Origin of the sequence: Pseudomonas sp. 14P_5.3_Bac1 (assembly GCF_025466135.1) — a bacterium.
GTDB lineage: Bacteria > Pseudomonadota > Gammaproteobacteria > Pseudomonadales > Pseudomonadaceae > Aquipseudomonas.
The window spans coordinates 71008-89050 of sequence record NZ_JANLOF010000077.1 but is presented as its reverse complement, the minus strand read 5'-3'; the positions used below and the strand labels follow the sequence as shown (position 1 = coordinate 89050).

Sequence of the window (18043 nt, the reverse complement as noted above, 5' to 3'; positions counted from 1 at the left end):
GGCTTGCCCCCGATTGGGCCTATCAGGCGCCGACAATCCCACCATCATCGCGCCGAATCGCCATCACCGACGAACGCGGTTTGCCGTTCGGCAGATGCTCCGGCCAGGTCGACCCACCGGTTTCGCCCGGGTGCTGAATGCCCACAAACAGCGTCTTCTGATCCGGCGAAAAGCTAATTCCCGTCACCTCGCACGCCACTGGCCCGACCATGAACCGGCGGATTTCCCCGGTGCTCGGGTCGGCGCACAGCATCTGGTTGTTGCCCATGCCGGCGAAGTCACCCGCGTTGCTGTAGTCGCCATCGGTGAGAATCCACAGGCGCCCGGCCTTGTCGAAGCCCAGGCCGTCCGGGCTGTTGAACATGTTTTGCGGGTTGATATTGGACGAGCCGCCCTTCGGCGTGCCGGCATGCACACCGGGGTTGCCGGCCACTACAAACAGGTCCCAGGAAAACGTGTTGGAGCCATGATTATCGGCATCGGCTTTCCAGCGCAGGATCTGGCCGTAGACATTTTTCTCACGCGGGTTCGGGCCGCCTACCGGCTGACCTTCCTCACCACGTTTGGCGTTGTTGGTGAGGGTGCAATAGACCTGGCCGTCGGTGGGGCTGACCACGATCCATTCCGGGCGGTCCATGCGCGTGGCCTTGACCACGCTGGCGGCCAGGCGCGCGTGGATCAGCACTTCGGCCTGGCTGGCGAATCCGGTGCTGGCGTCGATGCCGTTTTTGCCATGGGTGAGTTCGACCCATTGGCCGGTGCCCCTGGGGTGGTCGGCGTTGCCATCGCCTGCGTCGAAGATCGCCACATACAAGGTGCCGTGGTCGAGCAGGTCTTTGTTGGCCTTGGGGTTCTTGTGGTTGATCTTGTCGCGGCTGACGAACTTGTAGATAAACTCGCCGCGCTCGTCATCACCCATGTACACCACGGCGCGGCCATCGCGGGTTTCAGCCAGGGCGGCATTTTCGTGCTTGAAGCGGCCCAGGGCGGTGCGTTTGGTCGGCGTGGATTGCGGGTCGAATGGGTCGATTTCCACTACCCAGCCATGGCGGTTGAGTTCATTGGGGTTCTTGGCCATGTCGAAACGCGGGTCGTGTTGATGCCAGTTGATCTCTTTGCTGGCTGCCACCACGCCATAGCGTTTTTGCCCGGCGTCGAAGGCCTGTTGTGGGTTGCTGCTGCCAAAGCAGTCGGTGAAGTTCTCTTCGCACGTCAGATAGGTGCCCCACGGGGTCTTGCCGTTGGCGCAGTTCTGGAAGGTGCCGAAGACTTTTTTACCGGTTTTGTCGGCGCGGGTTTTCAGCCAGTCGTGGCCGGCCGCCGGACCGCTCAGGCGGATCGGCGAGTTGCCGTGGATGCGCCGGTTGTAGCGCGAGTCCTGCACGAACTGCCAGGTGTCGCCCGTGCGCCGCACTTCGATCACCGACACGCCTTCACTGGCCTGAGCCTTGTGCACGTCTTCGGCCGATTGCGGCGCGCCGCCGTGGGCATAGAGGTAACGGTAATTGGTGTATTCGTTGTTGATCGCCATCAGCGCTCGGTTGTTGTCACCGGGGAAGGCGAACAGGCTCATCCCGTCGTTGTTGTCACCGAACTGTTGCTCCTGGGCCTTGGCGGTGCCGTTGCCAGAGGGGTCGAACGCCGGCGCGTTTTTGTGCAATGGCTGGCCCCAGCTGATCAGCACCGAAGCACTGTAGCCGGGTGGCAGGCTGATGGCGTCGCGGGTGTCGGCGGCGATGCTGGGGAAGCCCAGCAACGGGCTGCTGGACGCGGCGTTGACAGCCAGGGCGCTGCGGCTCAGCAGGTTGCCGCCGAGGAACATCGCGGCGCCGCACAAGGCCCCCGCGCCGATGAAACGGCGGCGGGTGAGGCCGACCATCTGTTCGAGGTCGGTGGCTTGGTTGTCTTCTAATAGGCTCATTTCAGGCTCCCTGCGGTTTTTGCAGACACCTTAAGGAGCGCGCGTGACGAAATTGTTGCAGTTTGAAGTAGTTCCTCGCGCTACACCGGCGTGCCGAGCAACACGTTGCTGGGCGAGAACTGCACCTGAATTGGCTGGCCCTCGGCGGCTTTCAGTGCCTTGAGCGCGGCGGGCTGCGCCAGGGCGCATAAAACCTGGCCGTTGGGCAGGGTGATACGCACCTCGCTGGGGCCATCTTCGGCGTCGAGAATCGTCTCGATCACGCCGCTCATGCAATTGTGTCCAGGTGTTGCTGCCTGCTCCAGGCCGAGCAACTCCAGCCAGCCGGCCTTGATCAAGGCGACCACTTCCACGCCGGCCTCCAGTTCCAGGCGCTGCGTGCTGTCGTGGGTGATCTGCGCGCTCAGGCTCAAGTCGCCCGACAGTCGCAGGCGGATCATGTCATTGCGGCCATGGCTTTCAACCGCGATGACCCGGCCGTGCAATTGGTTGCGCGCGCTGGTGCGCAGCATCAGCCGGCCGAGCAGGTTGAAGTCGCTCGCGTCTTCATCCGAGCCCAGCACCTGGGCCTGCAACACCTGCAAACGCTGGTAAAGGCGCAGCACGCGCTCACCCTCGGCCGTCAGCCTGGCGCCGCCGCCGCCTTTGCCGCCGATGCTGCGTTCCACCAGCGGTTTTTGCGCCAGATTGTTCAGCTCGTCGATGGCATCCCATGCGGCCTTGTAACTCAAACCGGCGCTTTTGGCCGCACGGGTGATCGAGCCTTGCTCGGCGATGTGCGCCAGCAAGGCGATGCGCTGGGGGCGGCGGATGATGTGTTGGCTGAGCGAGGTCGGCAGAGACATGTGGATACGCTTCTATAAGGTCAGCGGACGTTGCAGGCGTGGCGCACGCGAGTCAAGTCATGCCCCGGGTTTAGGTGTGCGTGCCAGGCAGTACACATCGACTTGCCGCGCCCCCGCGTCCATCAACAACCGCGCCAGGCTGTGGGCGGTGGCGCCGGTGGTCAGTACGTCGTCGACCAGCGCCAGGTGGCGGCCTTGCACCTGAGCGTCGGGGGCCAGTGCAAACGCGGCGAGCAGGTTGCGTTTGCGGGTTTTGGCGTCGAGGGCTTGTTGCGCGACGGTTTCATGGGGGCGTAACAACAGGTGGTCATCGTGCGGGATATCAAGCTGTTCACTCAGCCAGCGTGACAGCATCAGCGCCTGGTTGAAGCCGCGTTCGCGCAGGCGTTTACGCGCCAGGGGCACGGGCAGCAGGCAGTCGGGGCGCTCGAGTTCGGCGTTGTCAAAACGGTGTTGCAGGTGATGCCCCAGCAGGCGCGCGAGCAGGTGGCCGAGGGGCCAGCGTGACTGGTGCTTGAAGCGGCTGATCAGGGTGTCGACCGGAAAGCTGAAAGACCACGGTGCGACGACGTGTTTAAACGCAGGCGGGTTTTTCAGGCATTGGCCGCAGATCAAACCGCTGGTTGGCAGCGGCAAGGCGCACACCTCGCATTGCGCCAGCAACCATGGCAGCTCTGTTTCGCAGACGTTGCACACACAATCGGCCGATTCTGTGGCTTCATCGCAAATTAAACAGGTCTGGTTGTTTTTTAGCCAGATGTAAACCTCGCGTTTGTATCCTGGTTGACAGTGCATGAATCTTCCTTAAATATGCCGAGCATCCGTGTCGTGACTGTGGGTATTGCCCTTCCCGCAGCGAAAGCCCAAGCATAATCAAGGAATCGCCCATGAGCGCCAGCACCACTGCCACCCTGCGTCACGATTGGTCCTTAGCCGAAGTCAAAGCGCTGTTTGTGCAGCCTTTCAATGACCTGTTGTTCCAGGCGCAGACCGTGCACCGCGCGCATTTCGACGCCAACCGCGTGCAGGTGTCGACGTTGCTGTCGATCAAAACCGGTGCCTGCCCGGAAGATTGCAAATATTGTCCGCAGTCGGGCCACTACAACACTGGCCTGGAAAAAGAAAAGCTCATGGAAGTGCAGAAGGTCCTCGAAGAGGCTGCCCGCGCCAAGGCTATTGGTTCGACCCGCTTCTGCATGGGCGCCGCGTGGAAACACCCGTCGGCCAAGGACATGCCGTACGTGCTCGAAATGGTCAAAGGCGTGAAGGCCATGGGCCTGGAAACCTGCATGACGCTCGGCCGTCTCGACCAGGACCAGACCGAGGCCCTGGCCCAGGCCGGCCTCGACTACTACAACCACAACCTCGACACCTCGCCTGAGTTCTACGGTTCGATCATCACCACGCGCACTTACAGCGAGCGCCTGCAAACCCTGGCCTATGTGCGCGATTCGGGCATGAAGATCTGCTCGGGTGGCATCCTCGGCATGGGCGAGTCGCTCGACGACCGCGCCAACCTGCTGATCCAGCTGGCCAACCTGCCGGAGCATCCGGAGTCGGTGCCGATCAACATGCTGGTGAAGGTGGCCGGTACGCCGCTGGAAAACGCCGATGACATCGACCCGTTCGACTTCATCCGCATGCTCGCCGTGGCGCGCATCCTGATGCCGCAGTCGCACGTGCGCCTGTCGGCCGGCCGCGAAGCCATGAACGAGCAGATGCAGGCCCTGGCGTTCTTCGCCGGCGCCAACTCTATCTTCTACGGCGACAAGCTGCTGACCACCGCCAACCCGCAGGCTGACAAGGACATGCAGCTGTTTGCGCGCCTGGGCATCCTGCCGGAAGCCCGTGAAGAGCATGCCGATGAAGTGCATCAGGCGGCGATCGAGCAGGCGCTGGTGGAGCACAAGAGCAGCGAGCAGTTCTATAACGCCGCGGTTTGACGCCGATCCCCCTATTTGGAATGCATTCCAAATGTGGGAGCGAGCAAGCCCGCTCCCACATTTTTGACCGAGTTCACCCGCTAATCGAGGCCTGCATGTCTTTTGATCTCGCCGCGCGTCTCGCTGCCCGTCGTGCCGAACACCTTTACCGTCAACGCCCTTTGCTCCAGAGCCCGCAAGGCCCTGAAGTCGTGGTGGACGGCCAACCGTTGCTGGCGTTCTGCAACAACGATTACCTAGGCCTGGCCAATCACCCGCACGTGATCGAAGCCTGGCGCGCCGGTGCGTCCCGTTGGGGCGTGGGCGGTGGCGCGTCCCACTTGGTGGTTGGCCATGCCACACCGCACCATGAACTGGAAGAAGCCCTGGCCGACCTGACCGCGCGCCCGCGCGCGTTGCTGTTCACCACCGGCTACATGGCCAACCTCGGCGCCGTCACGGCGCTGGTGGGGCAGGGCGACACGGTGCTGCAAGACCGTCTCAACCATGCCTCATTGCTGGATGCCGGCTTGCTCAGCGGTGCGCGGTTCAACCGCTACTTGCACAACGACGCCGCCAGCCTGGCCAAGCGGTTGGAGAAGGCTACCGGCAACACGCTGGTGGTCACCGACGGCGTTTTCAGCATGGACGGCGATCTGGCCGACCTGCCCGCGCTGGCCCGTGAAACCAAGGCCAAAGGCGCCTGGTTGATGGTGGATGATGCTCACGGCTTCGGCCCGCTGGGTGCCACTGGCGGCGGGATCGTCGAGCATTTCGGCTTGAGCCAGGAGGATGTGCCGGTGCTGGTCGGCACGCTGGGCAAAGCCTTTGGCACCGCCGGAGCGTTTGTGGCGGGCAGCGAAGAGCTGATCGAAAGCCTGATCCAGTTCGCCCGGCCTTACATCTACACCACCAGCCAACCGCCGGCGTTGGCCTGCGCAACCTTGAAAAGCCTAGAGCTGCTGCGCACCGAGCATTGGCGACGCGAGCATCTCAATGGCCTGATCCGCCAGTTCCGTCAGGGCGCCGAACAGCTTGGCCTGGACTTGATGGACAGCTTCACGCCGATCCAGCCGATCCTGATTGGCGACAGTGCCCGCGCCGTGCGCCTGTCGCAGCTGCTGCGCGAGCGCGGCCTGATGGTCACCGCGATCCGCCCACCCACCGTGCCTGCCGGCGGCGCGCGTTTGCGCGTGACGTTGACGGCGGCCCACAGCGCGGCGCAGGTGCAGCTATTGTTAAACGCATTGGAAGAGTGTTTCCGCTTGTTAGGCGCCATGGAGCCCGACCATGCGTGATCGACTGATAGTGCTGCCCGGCTGGGGCCTTGGCGTATCGCCACTGGAGCCCTTGGCCGCAGCCTTGCGCGGCCTCGACGAACACCTGCAGGTGCAGATCGAGCCATTGCCGACGCTGCAATCGAGTGACTTGGGTGAATGGCTCGACGAACTCGACGCCACGCTGCCCGACAACGCCTGGCTGGGTGGTTGGTCCCTGGGCGGCATGCTCGCGTCGGAGCTGGCGGCGCGCCGCGGCGAACGTTGCTGCGGCTTGCTGACGTTGGCGAGCAATCCGTGTTTTGTCGCCCATGCCGGCTGGCCCAGCGCGATGCCGGCTGAGACGTTCGATGCGTTTCTCGCCGGCTGCCATGCCGACTCCCAGGTCACCCTCAAACGCTTCGGCCTGCTGTGTGCCAAGGGTGCGCAAGACCCGCGCGGGCTCTCGCGTTTGTTGGTCAGCGGCGCGCCGAATACGCCTTCCAGCGAATTGATGACCGGCCTTGAGTTGCTGGCTCAACTAGATACCCGCGAAGCCTTGCTCGGCTATCGCGGCCCACAGTTGCATCTGTTCGCCGGTTTGGATGGTCTGGTGCCCGCCCAAGCGGCTGGCGACTTGCTGACGCTGCTCCCCGATGTAGAAGTCGGCCTGATTGAACAGGCCGGTCACGCTTTTCTTCTGGAAGACCCTCACGGTGTAGCGGGGGCCATCCAGGCTTTTTTGCACGAGTGCGTTGATGACTGATTTATCCCACCCAACACTGCCGGGCGCCTTGCCGGACAAGCGCCAGGTGGCGGCGTCTTTCTCCCGCGCCGCCGCCAGTTACGACAGCGTGGCCGCGTTGCAGCGCGCAGTGGGTTACGAGCTGTTGGCTCGCCTGCCGACGGGCGCCGCGCCGCAACGCTGGCTGGACCTGGGCTCGGGCACCGGTTTTTTCAGCCGCGTGCTGGGCGAGCGATTGCCCGCCAGCCAGGGCGTGGCGGTGGATATTGCCGAAGGCATGCTCAACCACGCGCGGCCATTGGGCGGCGCCGAGCACTTTATTGCCGGTGATGCTGAACGCCTGCCGTTGCAGGGCAACAGTTGCGGGCTGATCTTCTCCAGCCTGGCGGTGCAGTGGTGTGCAAATTTTGACGCCGTGCTCCGCGAGGCTTATCGCGTGCTGCAACCCGGCGGGGTGTTGGCGTTTGCCAGCTTGTGCGTGGGCACGCTGAGTGAGCTGCGCGAAAGCTGGCGGGCCGCGGATGGCCTGGTGCACGTCAATCGCTTCCGCACTTTTGAGGCTTATCAACAGCTGTGCGCCGCCAGCGGCTTGCGGGTGGTGAGCCTGGAGCGCCGGCCGCACGTGCTGCATTACCCGGATGTGCGCAGCCTGACCCATGAACTCAAAGCATTGGGCGCGCATAACCTGAACCCGGGCCGCCCGGGAGGGTTGACGGGGCGCGCGAGGATTGTTGCACTGGTGGGCGCTTACGAGCAGTTCCGTCAGGCCCAAGGCCTGCCCGCCACCTACCAAGTGGTGTATGCCGTACTGGAGAAACCTCTATGAGCGCCGCTTACTTCATCACCGGCACCGACACCGATGTCGGCAAGACCACCATCGCCGCCGGCCTGCTGCACGCCGCAAGGCTCGCGGGTAAAAGCACCGCCGCTGGCAAGCCCGTGGCTTCGGGCTGCCAGGTCACCCCCAAAGGATTACGCAATGCCGATGCCTTGGCGCTGTTGGCTGAGTGTTCGTTGCCGTTGAGCTATGCCGAGGTCAACCCGGTGGCGTTCGAGCCCGCGATTGCACCGCACCTGGCGGCGCGGGAGGCGGGCGTGGCGCTGACGGTGCAATCGCTGTTGAAACCGATGCAGCAGATTCTGGCGCGGCAGGCGGATTTCACTTTGATTGAAGGCGCGGGTGGCTGGCGGGTGCCCTTGGCCGATCAGGACAACCTGTCGGACCTGGCCAAGGCGCTCAAGCTGCCGGTGATCCTGGTGGTGGGCGTGCGTCTGGGCTGTATCAGCCATGCGTTGCTCACTGCGGAAGCCATAGCGCGAGACGGTTTGCCGTTGGCAGGCTGGGTGGCGAATATCATCGACCCCAAGACCTCTCGTCTGGAAGAGAACCTCGCCACCCTGGCTGAGCGGTTACCTGCGCCTTGCCTTGGGCGCGTGCCAAAACTCAAGCAGGCCAGCGCCGAAGCCGTCGCCGAATACCTGGAACTGGACCTGCTTGACTGATTTTGGCTATCGCTAAGGCATTATGCCATTAGTGTTTTTGACGGGCGTTTTGCCGGGATGTCTGCTTCAATTCAGGTTCACGATTCTCTAAAGGCAGGCTTACGCCATGGAAATCTCTGGAAGCAGCGCGTTTTATTCGGGGCTGAGCACGATTCAGGCCGGGCAGAACCGCGTCGACCAGGCCGCCGGCAAGATTGCCAGCGCCGCGACCACCCAGCCATCGGACGCACAAAGCGACCGTCTACAAGCCAACGACCGTGCTCAGCCATCCAACTCGGCGAGCAACATGGTTGAAATGGCTCAAGGCAAGTTTCAAGTGGAGCTGGGCGTCAAAGTCGCCAAGGCTTCGGATGAAATGCTGGGCACGCTGATCGATACCTACGCTTAACCCCTCTCTTTCCAGGTATGCCGGCTCTTGTGTGAGAGCTGGCTTGCCTGCGACAGCTTCTACTCGGTCCCCTTGGTACACCGCGGCGCCTGTATCGCAGGCAAGCCCGCTTCCACATTGGCCCTGCTTCGTCTGACTGACTTTTACACCGCTCAATCATGTGGCGCCTTGCCGCAGGCCTTGCCGTGCCTGATGTTGATCCGCGTCATGACAAATGGCAGCGGGACGATGCTTGACAACCCCAGGTCGTAAACGTATGTTTCAAACACCTGTTTGACCGCCACGACGCATCCACGCGGTTGTTCATCCCAGATACATCAGCAGAGGTTTATCGCTATGCCTGACTACAAGGCCCCCTTGCGTGATATTCGCTTCGTTCGTGACGAACTGCTCGGTTATGAAGCGCACTATCAGAGCCTGCCGGCTTGCCAGGACGCTACCCCGGACATGGTTGACGCCATCCTCGAAGAAGGCGCCAAGTTCTGTGAGCAAGTGCTGGCACCGTTGAACCGCGTGGGCGACATCGAAGGCTGTACCTGGAGCGAGTCAGGCGTTAAGACCCCGACGGGTTTCAAAGAAGCCTACAAACAATTCGTTGAAGGCGGCTGGCCAAGCCTGGCCCACGACGTGGAGCACGGCGGCCAAGGCCTGCCGGAGTCCCTGGGCCTTGCAGTCAGCGAAATGGTTGGCACTGCCAACTGGTCGTGGGGCATGTACCCGGGCCTGTCGCACGGTGCGATGAACACCATCTCCGAGCACGGCACCCCAGAGCAGCAAAATGCCTACCTGACCAAACTGGTCTCGGGCGAGTGGACCGGCACCATGTGCCTGACCGAACCCCATTGCGGTACCGACCTGGGCATGTTGCGCACCAAGGCTGAGCCTCAGGCCGACGGTTCCTACAAAGTCTCCGGCACCAAGATCTTCATCTCGGCCGGTGAACACGACATGGCCGACAACATCGTCCACATCGTGCTGGCCCGCCTGCCGGACGCACCGGCTGGCACCAAAGGCATTTCGCTGTTTATCGTGCCCAAATTCCTGCCAAACGCAGACGGCTCGATTGGCCAGCGCAACGCGGTGTCCTGTGGTTCCCTGGAACACAAGATGGGTATTCACGGCAACGCCACCTGCGTGATGAACTTCGACGCGGCCACCGGTTTCCTGATCGGCCCGGCGAACAAAGGCCTGAACTGCATGTTCACCTTTATGAACACCGCTCGCCTGGGTACTGCGCTGCAAGGCCTGTCCCACGCCGAAATCGGTTTCCAGGGTGGCCTGAAATACGCCCGCGATCGCCTGCAAATGCGTTCGCTGACCGGCCCGAAAGCGCCGGACAAAGCCGCTGACCCGATCATCGTGCACCCTGACGTGCGCCGCATGCTGCTGACCATGAAAGCCTTCGCCGAAGGCAACCGTGCGATGGTGTACTTCACCGCCAAGCAAGTGGACATCGTCAAATACGGCACCGACGACGAAGCGAAGAAGCAGGCCGATGCCCTGCTGGCATTCATGACCCCGATCGCCAAGGCGTTCATGACCGAAGTCGGTTTTGAAGCCGCCAACCACGGCGTGCAAATCTACGGCGGCCACGGCTTCATTGCCGAGTGGGGCATGGAGCAGAACGTTCGCGACAGCCGCATTTCGATGCTGTACGAAGGCACCACCGGTATCCAGGCGCTGGACCTGCTCGGCCGTAAAGTGCTGATGACTCAAGGCGAAGCGCTCAAGGGCTTCACCAAGATCGTGCACAAGTTCTGCCAGGCCAACGAAGGCAACGAAGCCGTGAAGGAATTCGTCGCACCGCTGGCTGCACTGAACAAGGAATGGGGCGAGTTGACCATGAAGGTCGGCATGGCCGCGATGAAAGACCGTGAAGAAGTCGGTGCCGCGTCGGTGGATTACCTGATGTACTCCGGTTACGCGTGCCTGGCTTACTTCTGGGCCGACATGGCGCGCCTGGCTGCCGAGAAACTGGCTGCCGGCACCAGCGAAGAGGCCTTCTACACCGCCAAGCTGCAGACTGCGCGCTTCTACTTCCAGCGCATTCTGCCGCGTACCCGCACCCACGTTGCAACCATGCTGTCGGGCGCCAACAACCTGATGGACATGAAAGAAGAGAACTTCGACCTGGGCTACTAAGCCTCGGCGGGTTCATGAAAAAGCCGCCGCTCTTTCGGGAGCGGCGGCTTTTTTGTGGGGGCCAGCAACGCGGCGCTTAAGGTGTCGGGATATAAGGCGCGCCGTCGCAGTAGGTGTTGCCCGGCAAAACGCCCCTGACTGGAATGTCCGTCGGTGGCGACTGAAGCAATTGCCCGGCGGCATTCTGCGTCGTGTAGCTGAGGTACATGACGCCCCTGCCGATCACCCGCATGGTGGCCGAATACTGCAGGTACACGGTTTGCCCGGTGGTGGAAGCCGCGGCAGCCCACACAATCGGGACAGTCAGTGGGGGCGTAATGGGGTTCGAACCGTCATCCTGACGGCTCATTACGCACGTCAATGTCCCCGCCGTGTTGGCACGCAGGAGCGCAGAGGGCGGGATAAATACGCCGATAGACCGGTTTAGAAAGGTCAGGCTCGACGGCTGCGGCGAGGCGCAAGTGAGATTGCCGCCGATAAGGTTGAGCACCTGCGGCTGCGCCAGCGTCATCAACGGCGAGAAGTTCAAGATGAGATTTCTGGTAGGTCCCTCCACGAAGGTGGTCCCCCTGGTGATGCGGAATTTTATCTGGGCGGGCGTGTTGTTGCTGGCGGCGCCCGGAAGGATGGCCAGTAATTGCGCCGTCGTGATCACAAGGCGCAGCGGCAGTGGTTGGCCCACGTAAACCACAGGCGGCGCCAAGACGGTATTCGTGCCCACGACAACGGCCACAGCGTCGTTGATCTGCAAATTGGTGACACTGTCCAGCCAAACCTCCATCCCGCCTAGCCCGCTCAGGTCGATATCGGCCTGAGTCACCGTGTTGTCGGGCGCAATCGCCTGTGTCACGCGCGGAGCGGCAATGTTTGAAGGGGTCAATTGCAGCGCGACCCTGAGTTCCAGAATCAACGAATCACGTGAGCGGTTGCCTAGCCGGTCCAGGAAGCGGTAGGTCAGTTGCATGAGGCCGTTGCCGCGCTCGCGAATCACGGAGGCCGGTACTGAAATCAGGCGCGGGGCCGGATAGTCGGGCAAGGTAACAGGGCCCGGAGGTGCGAAAGGAAACTGCATGTGCCGGTCGGTAATGCCGTAGTAGGGAATGACCCTCAGCGCAACCTGGGCGTTGATCTCTGTGTGCTCGGGAATCCGGAACACGACCGGGTCATTGCTGGCCAGATACTCATCGGTAATCGTCGCAGTTGCCAGATTCAGTGGCAGCAGCGGGGCTGGCGGTGTGATGGTCAGGTAACCAAAAGGTGGCGTTTTATGCACCCGCAGCGGGGTGCTGGCGGTGGCGCGCAGAACGTTGTCACCGGCTTCCAGGATGTAGGTCAGCAGATAATCGCCCTCACTGCCCACGAAGCGGCGCGGCACTGGCATTTCAATGTCTGCTGTGGGGTAAGACGGCAACTGGAGGTAAGCGATGACTTGGTGTTCATTCGGCGGGGGCAGCTCGGCATACACCCGGATAATGGGCTGGGCCCCGGCAGGCCCCGGTTGCGGCAACGCTGGAATCTGGATTCGCAGGTCACGTTCAGCCGCCGTCAGAGGCACCATGCCGCCGGTTCCGGGCAGAGCATCCACCACAATCAAGGGCGGCAGCGAGGGTATGGCGTTACGAATCAGGAACTGAGAGCTGGTGCTCACCAGTTCGGATACCAAGGTTTCCATGAGGGTCACTCCCATCGTGTTTAAGGGACACTCCCTGTCCCGAATACTCGCTGGGCGGTATTGAGTGGTACGCGCAAGTAAACATGCCAATCCTGCCGGCGACTACTGTCATAACTGACAGTACGGGATGGCCTGCGCATTGCATCCGCCTGTTTTTTGCGCAATGACCTATAAAAAAACGCAGCGTGGCGCTCAGGGATTAGGCCGAGCGGCCGTTAAAGTGATGGCAATGTGATACGCATCACATTGAATGTGCTTAACTGTGATCAGTGAAGGCACTGTGCCATCTTTTTGAGTGGGTCGGAGCTTTACCCTTGTCACGCGCGTCCGCTGTACGTTTCAGTCATTTCCTACCTTCACTGCTGTTACTGCTGGCGGGGCTATCGGCTGCGTACGTGAAGGACCTCAATGTGTTCTTCACCTCGCTGTTCAACGTGCTGCCGACCTTGGTGCTGCTGCTCGGCGGTTCGTATTGCGCGGTGTATCGGCGCCAGCGTGAACTGTTCCTGATGATCACGGTGTACGTCGTTTATTTCCTGCTGGACACCCAGACCGACTACTACCGCGACAATGGCCGAGTCCGGGAAGACGCGGCGGTGGTGTTCCATCTGTGCTGCCTGTTGCTGCCGCTGCTGTTCAGCATCTACGCGCTGTGGCAGGAAAAAACCCACCTGTTTCGCGACTTCGTGGCCCGTTGCGCCGTGCTCTTCGCCGTCGGCAGCGTGGCGCTGGCGCTTGAGCAAAGCTTCCCGCAAGCGCTGTTGAGCTGGCTGGCAGAGATTCGCTGGCCGGCTTTGCACGGCAGCTGGATGAGCTTGATCCAGCTGTCGTACCCGATGTTCCTGATTGGATTTGTCACCCTGGCGGCGCAGTACTGGTATCAGCCGCGCCCGTTGCATGCCGCGCAACTGGTTGGCTTGCTCGGGTTGTTCTGGATGTTGCCGCAGACCTTCATCCTGCCGTTCACCCTGAACATCATGTGCAGCCAGGTGATGCTGATGATCGCTGCGGGCGTGGCACATGAGGCGTATCAAATGGCCTTCCGTGACGAGCTGACCGGCTTGCCGGGCCGCCGCGCGCTCAACGAACGCATGCAGCGCCTTGGGCGCAACTACGTGCTGGCGATGAGTGACGTCGATCACTTCAAGCGTTTCAACGACACCCACGGCCATGATGTCGGCGACCAGGTATTGCGCCTGGTCGCCAGCAAGCTCTCCAAGGTCAATGGCGGCGGGCGTGCCTACCGTTACGGCGGCGAGGAGTTTGCGGTGGTCTTCGCCGGCAAGACGCTGGATGAGTGCATGCCGTACCTCGAAGAAATTCGCGAGATCATCGCCCACTACGACATCAAGCTGCGCAACCCCGATCGCCCTCATGACGACCAGCAGGGCCGCCAACGCCGCGCGGGCAGCGGCGCGTCGAGCGTGTCGGTAACCGTCAGCATCGGTGTGGCCGAACGCCAGGCCGAACAGCGCACTCCGGAAGAAGTGCTCAAATCCGCCGACCAGGCGCTTTATGCCGCCAAGGGCGCCGGACGTAACTGCGTGGTCGCGGCCGGGCAAACCCGGCGTGGCGCGGTGCGTATGGCGAGTGCTGCCGGTTGAGTGATGGCGGTGTATTCAGCGGTTCTACAGTGATTGTTTGCGGCGGTGGCCGGCAGTAGGTTGAAACCATCTGCTGCCGGAGACATCGCCATGCCTGACTACAAAGCTCCTCTGCGCGACATGCGCTTTCTGATCGACAACGTGTTTGATTTTCACGGTCACTACGCGGCCCTCGGCGCCACAGACGCCAGCCCGGACATGGTCAGTGCGATCCTCGAAGAAGGCGCTAAATTCTGCGAAAACGTGCTTGCGCCGCTTAATCGCAGCGGCGATGAGGAAGGCTGCCATTTCGACAACGGCGTGGTCACCACGCCCAAGGGCTTCAAGCAAGCTTTCGCCCAGTACATGGAAGGCGGCTGGCATGGCGTGGCAGCGGACCCAGCCTACGGTGGGCAAGGCCTGCCGCACTCGTTGGGGCTGGTGTTGAGCGAAATGATCGGTTCCAGCAACACGTCCTGGGGCATGTACCCGGGGCTGACCCATGGCGCCATGTCGGCGATCCACGCCCACGGCACCGAGGAGCAGAAAGACACCTACCTGACCAAACTCACCGCCGGCGAATGGACCGGCACCATGTGCCTGACCGAAGCCCACTGCGGCACCGACCTGGGGTTGATCAAGACCCGTGCCGTGCCCCAGGCCGACGGCAGTTACGCGGTCACCGGCAGCAAGATCTTCATCTCGGCCGGCGAGCATGACCTGAGTGCGAACATCATCCACTTGGTGCTGGCCAAACTGCCGGATGCGCCGGCGGGCACCAAAGGTATCTCGCTGTTTATCGTGCCCAAGTTCCATGCCGATTCGGGTGAGCGCAACGCGGTGCACTGCGGCTCCATCGAGCACAAGATGGGCATCAAGGCCTCGGCCACGTGCGTGCTCAATTTCGACGGTGCCAAGGGGTTCCTGATTGGCGAGGCGAATAAAGGCCTCAACTGCATGTTCACCATGATGAACCACGCACGGCTGGGGACCGGCATGCAGGGCCTGTGCAATGGCGAGGCGAGCTTCCAGGGCGCAATCAAATACGCCAACGACCGCCTGCAAATGCGCTCGCTGACCGGCGCCAAGGCCCCGGAAAAGGCCGCCGACCCCATCATCGTGCACGCTGATGTACGCCGCATGCTGCTGACCATGAAAGCCTTCAACGAAGGCAACCGCGCGCTGACGTATTTCACCGCGCAATTGCTCGACACCGCGCACCTGAGCAACGACGCGGGTCAGCGCCAGGAGGCTGAAGACCTGTTGGCGTTCCTCACGCCGATCTGCAAAGCCTTTATGACCGACACGGGCCTGGAGGTGACCAACCACGGCATGCAGGTATTCGGCGGCCACGGTTATATTCGTGAATGGGGCATGGAACAGTTGGCACGCGATGCGCGGATCGCGCCGATCTATGAAGGCACCAATGGCATCCAGGCGCTCGACCTGCTGGGGCGCAAGGTGCTCGGCAGCCAAGGCAAGCTGCTGCGTGGTTTTACCAAAATCGTGCATAAATTCTGCGCGGCAAATGCCGAACACCCGCAGCTCAAGGCTCACGTGGCGCAACTCGATCAACTGAACCAGCAATGGGGCGAGCTGACAATGAAGGTTGGCATGGCCGCCATGAAAAACCCGGATGAAGTCGGTGCAGCGGCGGTGGATTACTTGATGTACAGCGGGTACATCATCCTCGCCTACCTGTGGTTGCGGATGGCCATCGCGGCTCAAGCGCAGGACGACGCCGAGTTTGCCCAGGCAAAGCTTTCGACCTGCGACTTCTACTTCAAGCGTTTGCTGCCGCGTACGGCCACGCACCGGGCCGCGGTGGAGGCGGGCAGCGAGTGCCTGATGAGCTTGCCTGCTGAGTTGTTTGCCCTGTAGGCGGCTGATGCTTCTGCGGGTAACTGTGTGCGGGCTTGTGTGGGAGCTGGCTTGCCTGCGATGCAGTCACCTCGGTAGGTCAGTGAAGCTGCGGTGATGCCATCGCAGGCAAGCCAGCTCTACATTAGATCTGTGTGTGACTTATAAGTACTTAATAGTCACGAACGGACCCTATGTGTCTGAAAAGTTGTTCGGGTACACTCGGAGCCTGTAAAACCGATCCTACCGACTTACTTTTCACGTTCTCACGAGGTTTGCCATGGCTGATTACAAAGCGCCGCTGCGTGATATGCGCTTCGTCCTCAACGAAGTCTTTGAGGTCGCCACCACTTGGGCCCAATTGCCGGCATTGGCAGACACCGTGGATGCCGAAACCGTCGAGGCGATCCTTGAGGAAGCCGGCAAGGTCACCGCCAAATCCATCGCACCGCTGAGCCGCAATGGCGACGAGCAAGGCTGCCGTTGGGCCGATACCGTGGTCAGCACACCGGATGGTTTCCCCCAGGCCTACAAAACCTACGCCGAAGGTGGCTGGGTGGGTGTAGGCGGCGACCCTGTCTTTGGCGGCATGGGCATGCCCAAGGCGGTGTCGGCCCAGGTTGAGGAAATGATCAACTCGTCGAGCCTGGCGTTCGGCCTGTACCCGATGCTCACCTCTGGCGCCTGCGTGTCGATCAACACCCACGCCAGTGAAGCACTCAAGGCCATCTACTTGCCGAAGATGTATTCCGGCGAATGGGCCGGCTCCATGTGCCTGACTGAAGCGCACGCGGGTACTGATCTGGGGATTATCCGCACCAAGGCTGAGCCGCAGGCGGACGGTTCCTACACGATCAGCGGCACCAAGATCTTTATCACCGGCGGCGAACACGACCTCACCGAAAACATCATCCATCTGGTGCTCGCCAAGCTGCCGGATGCGCCGGCCGGTCCGAAAGGTATCTCGCTGTTTCTGGTGCCCAAGTTCATGGTCAATGCCGACGGCAGCCTGGGCGCGCGTAACCCGGTGAGCTGTGGCTCGATCGAACACAAGATGGGCATTCAGGCGTCTGCGACCTGCGTGATGAACTTCGACGAAGCCGTGGGTTACTTGGTGGGCGAGCCCAACCGTGGGTTGGCGGCGATGTTCACCATGATGAACTACGAGCGTCTGGGGGTGGGTATCCAGGGCCTGGCCTCCGGCGAGCGCTCCTATCAGAACGCGATTGAATATGCGCGTGATCGCCTGCAAAGCCGCGCACCGACCGGCGCCCAGGCTAAAGACAAAGTGGCCGACCCGATCATCGTGCATCCGGACGTGCGCCGCATGCTGCTGACCATGAAGGCTGCGAATGAAGGCGGTCGCGCGTTCTCCACGTACGTGGCAACGCAATTGGACATCGCCAAGTTCAGCGAGGATGCCGCCGCCCGTGAGCGTGCGGACAATCTGGTGGCACTGCTGACGCCCGTCGCCAAGGCGTTCCTCAGCGATCTGGGCCTGGAAACCACCGTGCTCGGCCAGCAAGTGTTTGGCGGCCACGGCTACATTCGCGAGTGGGGTCAGGAGCAACTGGTGCGTGATGTGCGCATCACGCAGATTTACGAAGGCACCAACGGCATTCAGGCGCTGGACTTGATGGGGCGCAAGATTGTCGGCAGCAACGGCGCGTTCTATACCCTGTTCGCCGACGAGATCCGTCAGTTCATTGCCACAGCGGACGCCCAACTGGCTGAATTCACCCGTCCGCTGAGCGCGGCGGTGGATAACCTGGATGAGTTGACCGCCTGGGTGCTGGACCGCGCCAAGACCAACCCGAATGAAATCGGTGCAGCGTCGGTGGAATACCTGCACGCCTTTGGCTACATGGCGTACGCCTACATGTGGGCCCGCATGGCGAAGGCCGCGTGGGGCAAAGAGTCTGAGGAAGACTTCTACGCGAGCAAGCTGGGCACGGCGCGTTTCTACTTTGCGCGCCTGCTGCCACGTATCCATTCGCTGAGTGCGTCGGTAAAAGCTGGTAGCGAATCGCTGTTTTTGCTGGATGAGGCACTGTTCTAAGGGCTTGGAGGGCGTGTAAGCATTCTCTTACATGACGTGCTGCTATTCGTCCTCTATCGCCAAATTGGATCCACGGATAATCTACTTCACATGGACGTCGCGCAGGAAGCGCAAAGCAACAACACGGACACGTAGGATTCTGCCAGG

Annotated in this window: 14 protein-coding genes; 10 read left to right on the top strand and 4 right to left on the bottom strand. The window is 61.7% G+C overall.

Annotation, left to right across the window (positions count from 1 at the left end):
* Nucleotides 1-22: 22 nt before the first annotated feature.
* From NTD89_RS20535 to NTD89_RS20525, 3 genes are all read right to left on the bottom strand, one after another.
* The gene (locus NTD89_RS20535; RefSeq protein WP_262209365.1) at nucleotides 23-1921 is read right to left on the bottom strand and encodes a PhoX family protein; all 1899 of its coding nucleotides are present in this window, start codon (nucleotides 1919-1921) and stop codon (nucleotides 23-25) included.
* 80 nt (nucleotides 1922-2001) lie between these two features.
* Complete coding sequence (locus NTD89_RS20530) at nucleotides 2002-2766, bottom strand: TOBE domain-containing protein (RefSeq protein ID WP_262209364.1); 765 nt, start codon at nucleotides 2764-2766, stop codon at nucleotides 2002-2004.
* Between the two features lie 57 nt (nucleotides 2767-2823).
* The gene (locus NTD89_RS20525; protein ID WP_262209361.1) at nucleotides 2824-3561 is read right to left on the bottom strand and encodes a ComF family protein; all 738 of its coding nucleotides are present in this window, start codon (nucleotides 3559-3561) and stop codon (nucleotides 2824-2826) included.
* Between the two features lie 92 nt (nucleotides 3562-3653).
* Here NTD89_RS20525 and bioB point away from each other — a divergent pair, with 92 nt between their 5' ends.
* The 7 genes from bioB (at nucleotide 3654) to NTD89_RS20490 (ending at nucleotide 10722) form a co-directional block, all read left to right on the top strand.
* Nucleotides 3654-4709, top strand: a complete 1056-nt coding sequence (gene bioB / locus NTD89_RS20520) for a biotin synthase BioB (RefSeq protein ID WP_242200713.1) — start codon at nucleotides 3654-3656, stop codon at nucleotides 4707-4709.
* A 95-nt stretch (nucleotides 4710-4804) separates the two neighbouring features.
* A complete protein-coding gene (gene bioF, locus NTD89_RS20515) occupies nucleotides 4805-5986 on the top strand; it encodes an 8-amino-7-oxononanoate synthase (protein WP_262209358.1) in 1182 nt (393 codons plus the stop codon).
* Nucleotides 5979-6710, top strand: a complete 732-nt coding sequence (locus NTD89_RS20510; protein ID WP_262209356.1) for an alpha/beta fold hydrolase — start codon at nucleotides 5979-5981, stop codon at nucleotides 6708-6710. The genes bioF and NTD89_RS20510 overlap by 8 nt, the downstream gene beginning before the upstream one ends.
* The gene (bioC, locus tag NTD89_RS20505) at nucleotides 6703-7515 is read left to right on the top strand and encodes a malonyl-ACP O-methyltransferase BioC (RefSeq protein WP_242200721.1); all 813 of its coding nucleotides are present in this window, start codon (nucleotides 6703-6705) and stop codon (nucleotides 7513-7515) included. Before NTD89_RS20510 ends, bioC begins: the two co-directional genes overlap by 8 nt.
* Nucleotides 7512-8192 (top strand): dethiobiotin synthase, encoded by a 681-nt coding sequence (gene bioD, locus NTD89_RS20500; RefSeq protein WP_106575548.1) that lies wholly within the window; start codon nucleotides 7512-7514, stop codon nucleotides 8190-8192. Before bioC ends, bioD begins: the two co-directional genes overlap by 4 nt.
* 106 nt (nucleotides 8193-8298) lie before the next feature.
* A complete protein-coding gene (locus tag NTD89_RS20495) occupies nucleotides 8299-8580 on the top strand; it encodes a pyrroloquinoline quinone biosynthesis protein PqqE (RefSeq protein WP_065871814.1) in 282 nt (93 codons plus the stop codon).
* Nucleotides 8581-8916: 336 nt separating this feature from the next.
* The gene (locus NTD89_RS20490) at nucleotides 8917-10722 is read left to right on the top strand and encodes a phenylacyl-CoA dehydrogenase (RefSeq protein WP_145157486.1); all 1806 of its coding nucleotides are present in this window, start codon (nucleotides 8917-8919) and stop codon (nucleotides 10720-10722) included.
* 76 nt (nucleotides 10723-10798) lie between these two features.
* Here the strand turns inward: NTD89_RS20490 and NTD89_RS20485 are convergent, their stop codons facing one another.
* Nucleotides 10799-12394, bottom strand: coding sequence for a hypothetical protein (locus NTD89_RS20485; protein ID WP_262209353.1), 1596 nt, complete (start codon nucleotides 12392-12394; stop codon nucleotides 10799-10801).
* A 314-nt stretch (nucleotides 12395-12708) separates the two neighbouring features.
* On the opposite strand from NTD89_RS20485, the gene NTD89_RS20480 reads away from it, so the two are divergent.
* The 3 genes from NTD89_RS20480 (at nucleotide 12709) to NTD89_RS20470 (ending at nucleotide 17896) form a co-directional block, all read left to right on the top strand.
* Nucleotides 12709-13998, top strand: a complete 1290-nt coding sequence (locus NTD89_RS20480; protein ID WP_262209351.1) for a sensor domain-containing diguanylate cyclase — start codon at nucleotides 12709-12711, stop codon at nucleotides 13996-13998.
* Nucleotides 13999-14088: 90 nt separating this feature from the next.
* On the top strand, nucleotides 14089-15858 hold the full coding sequence (locus NTD89_RS20475) for an acyl-CoA dehydrogenase C-terminal domain-containing protein (RefSeq protein ID WP_262209350.1): 1770 nt from the start codon (nucleotides 14089-14091) through the stop codon (nucleotides 15856-15858).
* A 259-nt stretch (nucleotides 15859-16117) separates the two neighbouring features.
* Nucleotides 16118-17896, top strand: a complete 1779-nt coding sequence (locus NTD89_RS20470; RefSeq protein WP_262209348.1) for an acyl-CoA dehydrogenase C-terminal domain-containing protein — start codon at nucleotides 16118-16120, stop codon at nucleotides 17894-17896.
* Nucleotides 17897-18043 lie beyond the last annotated feature (147 nt).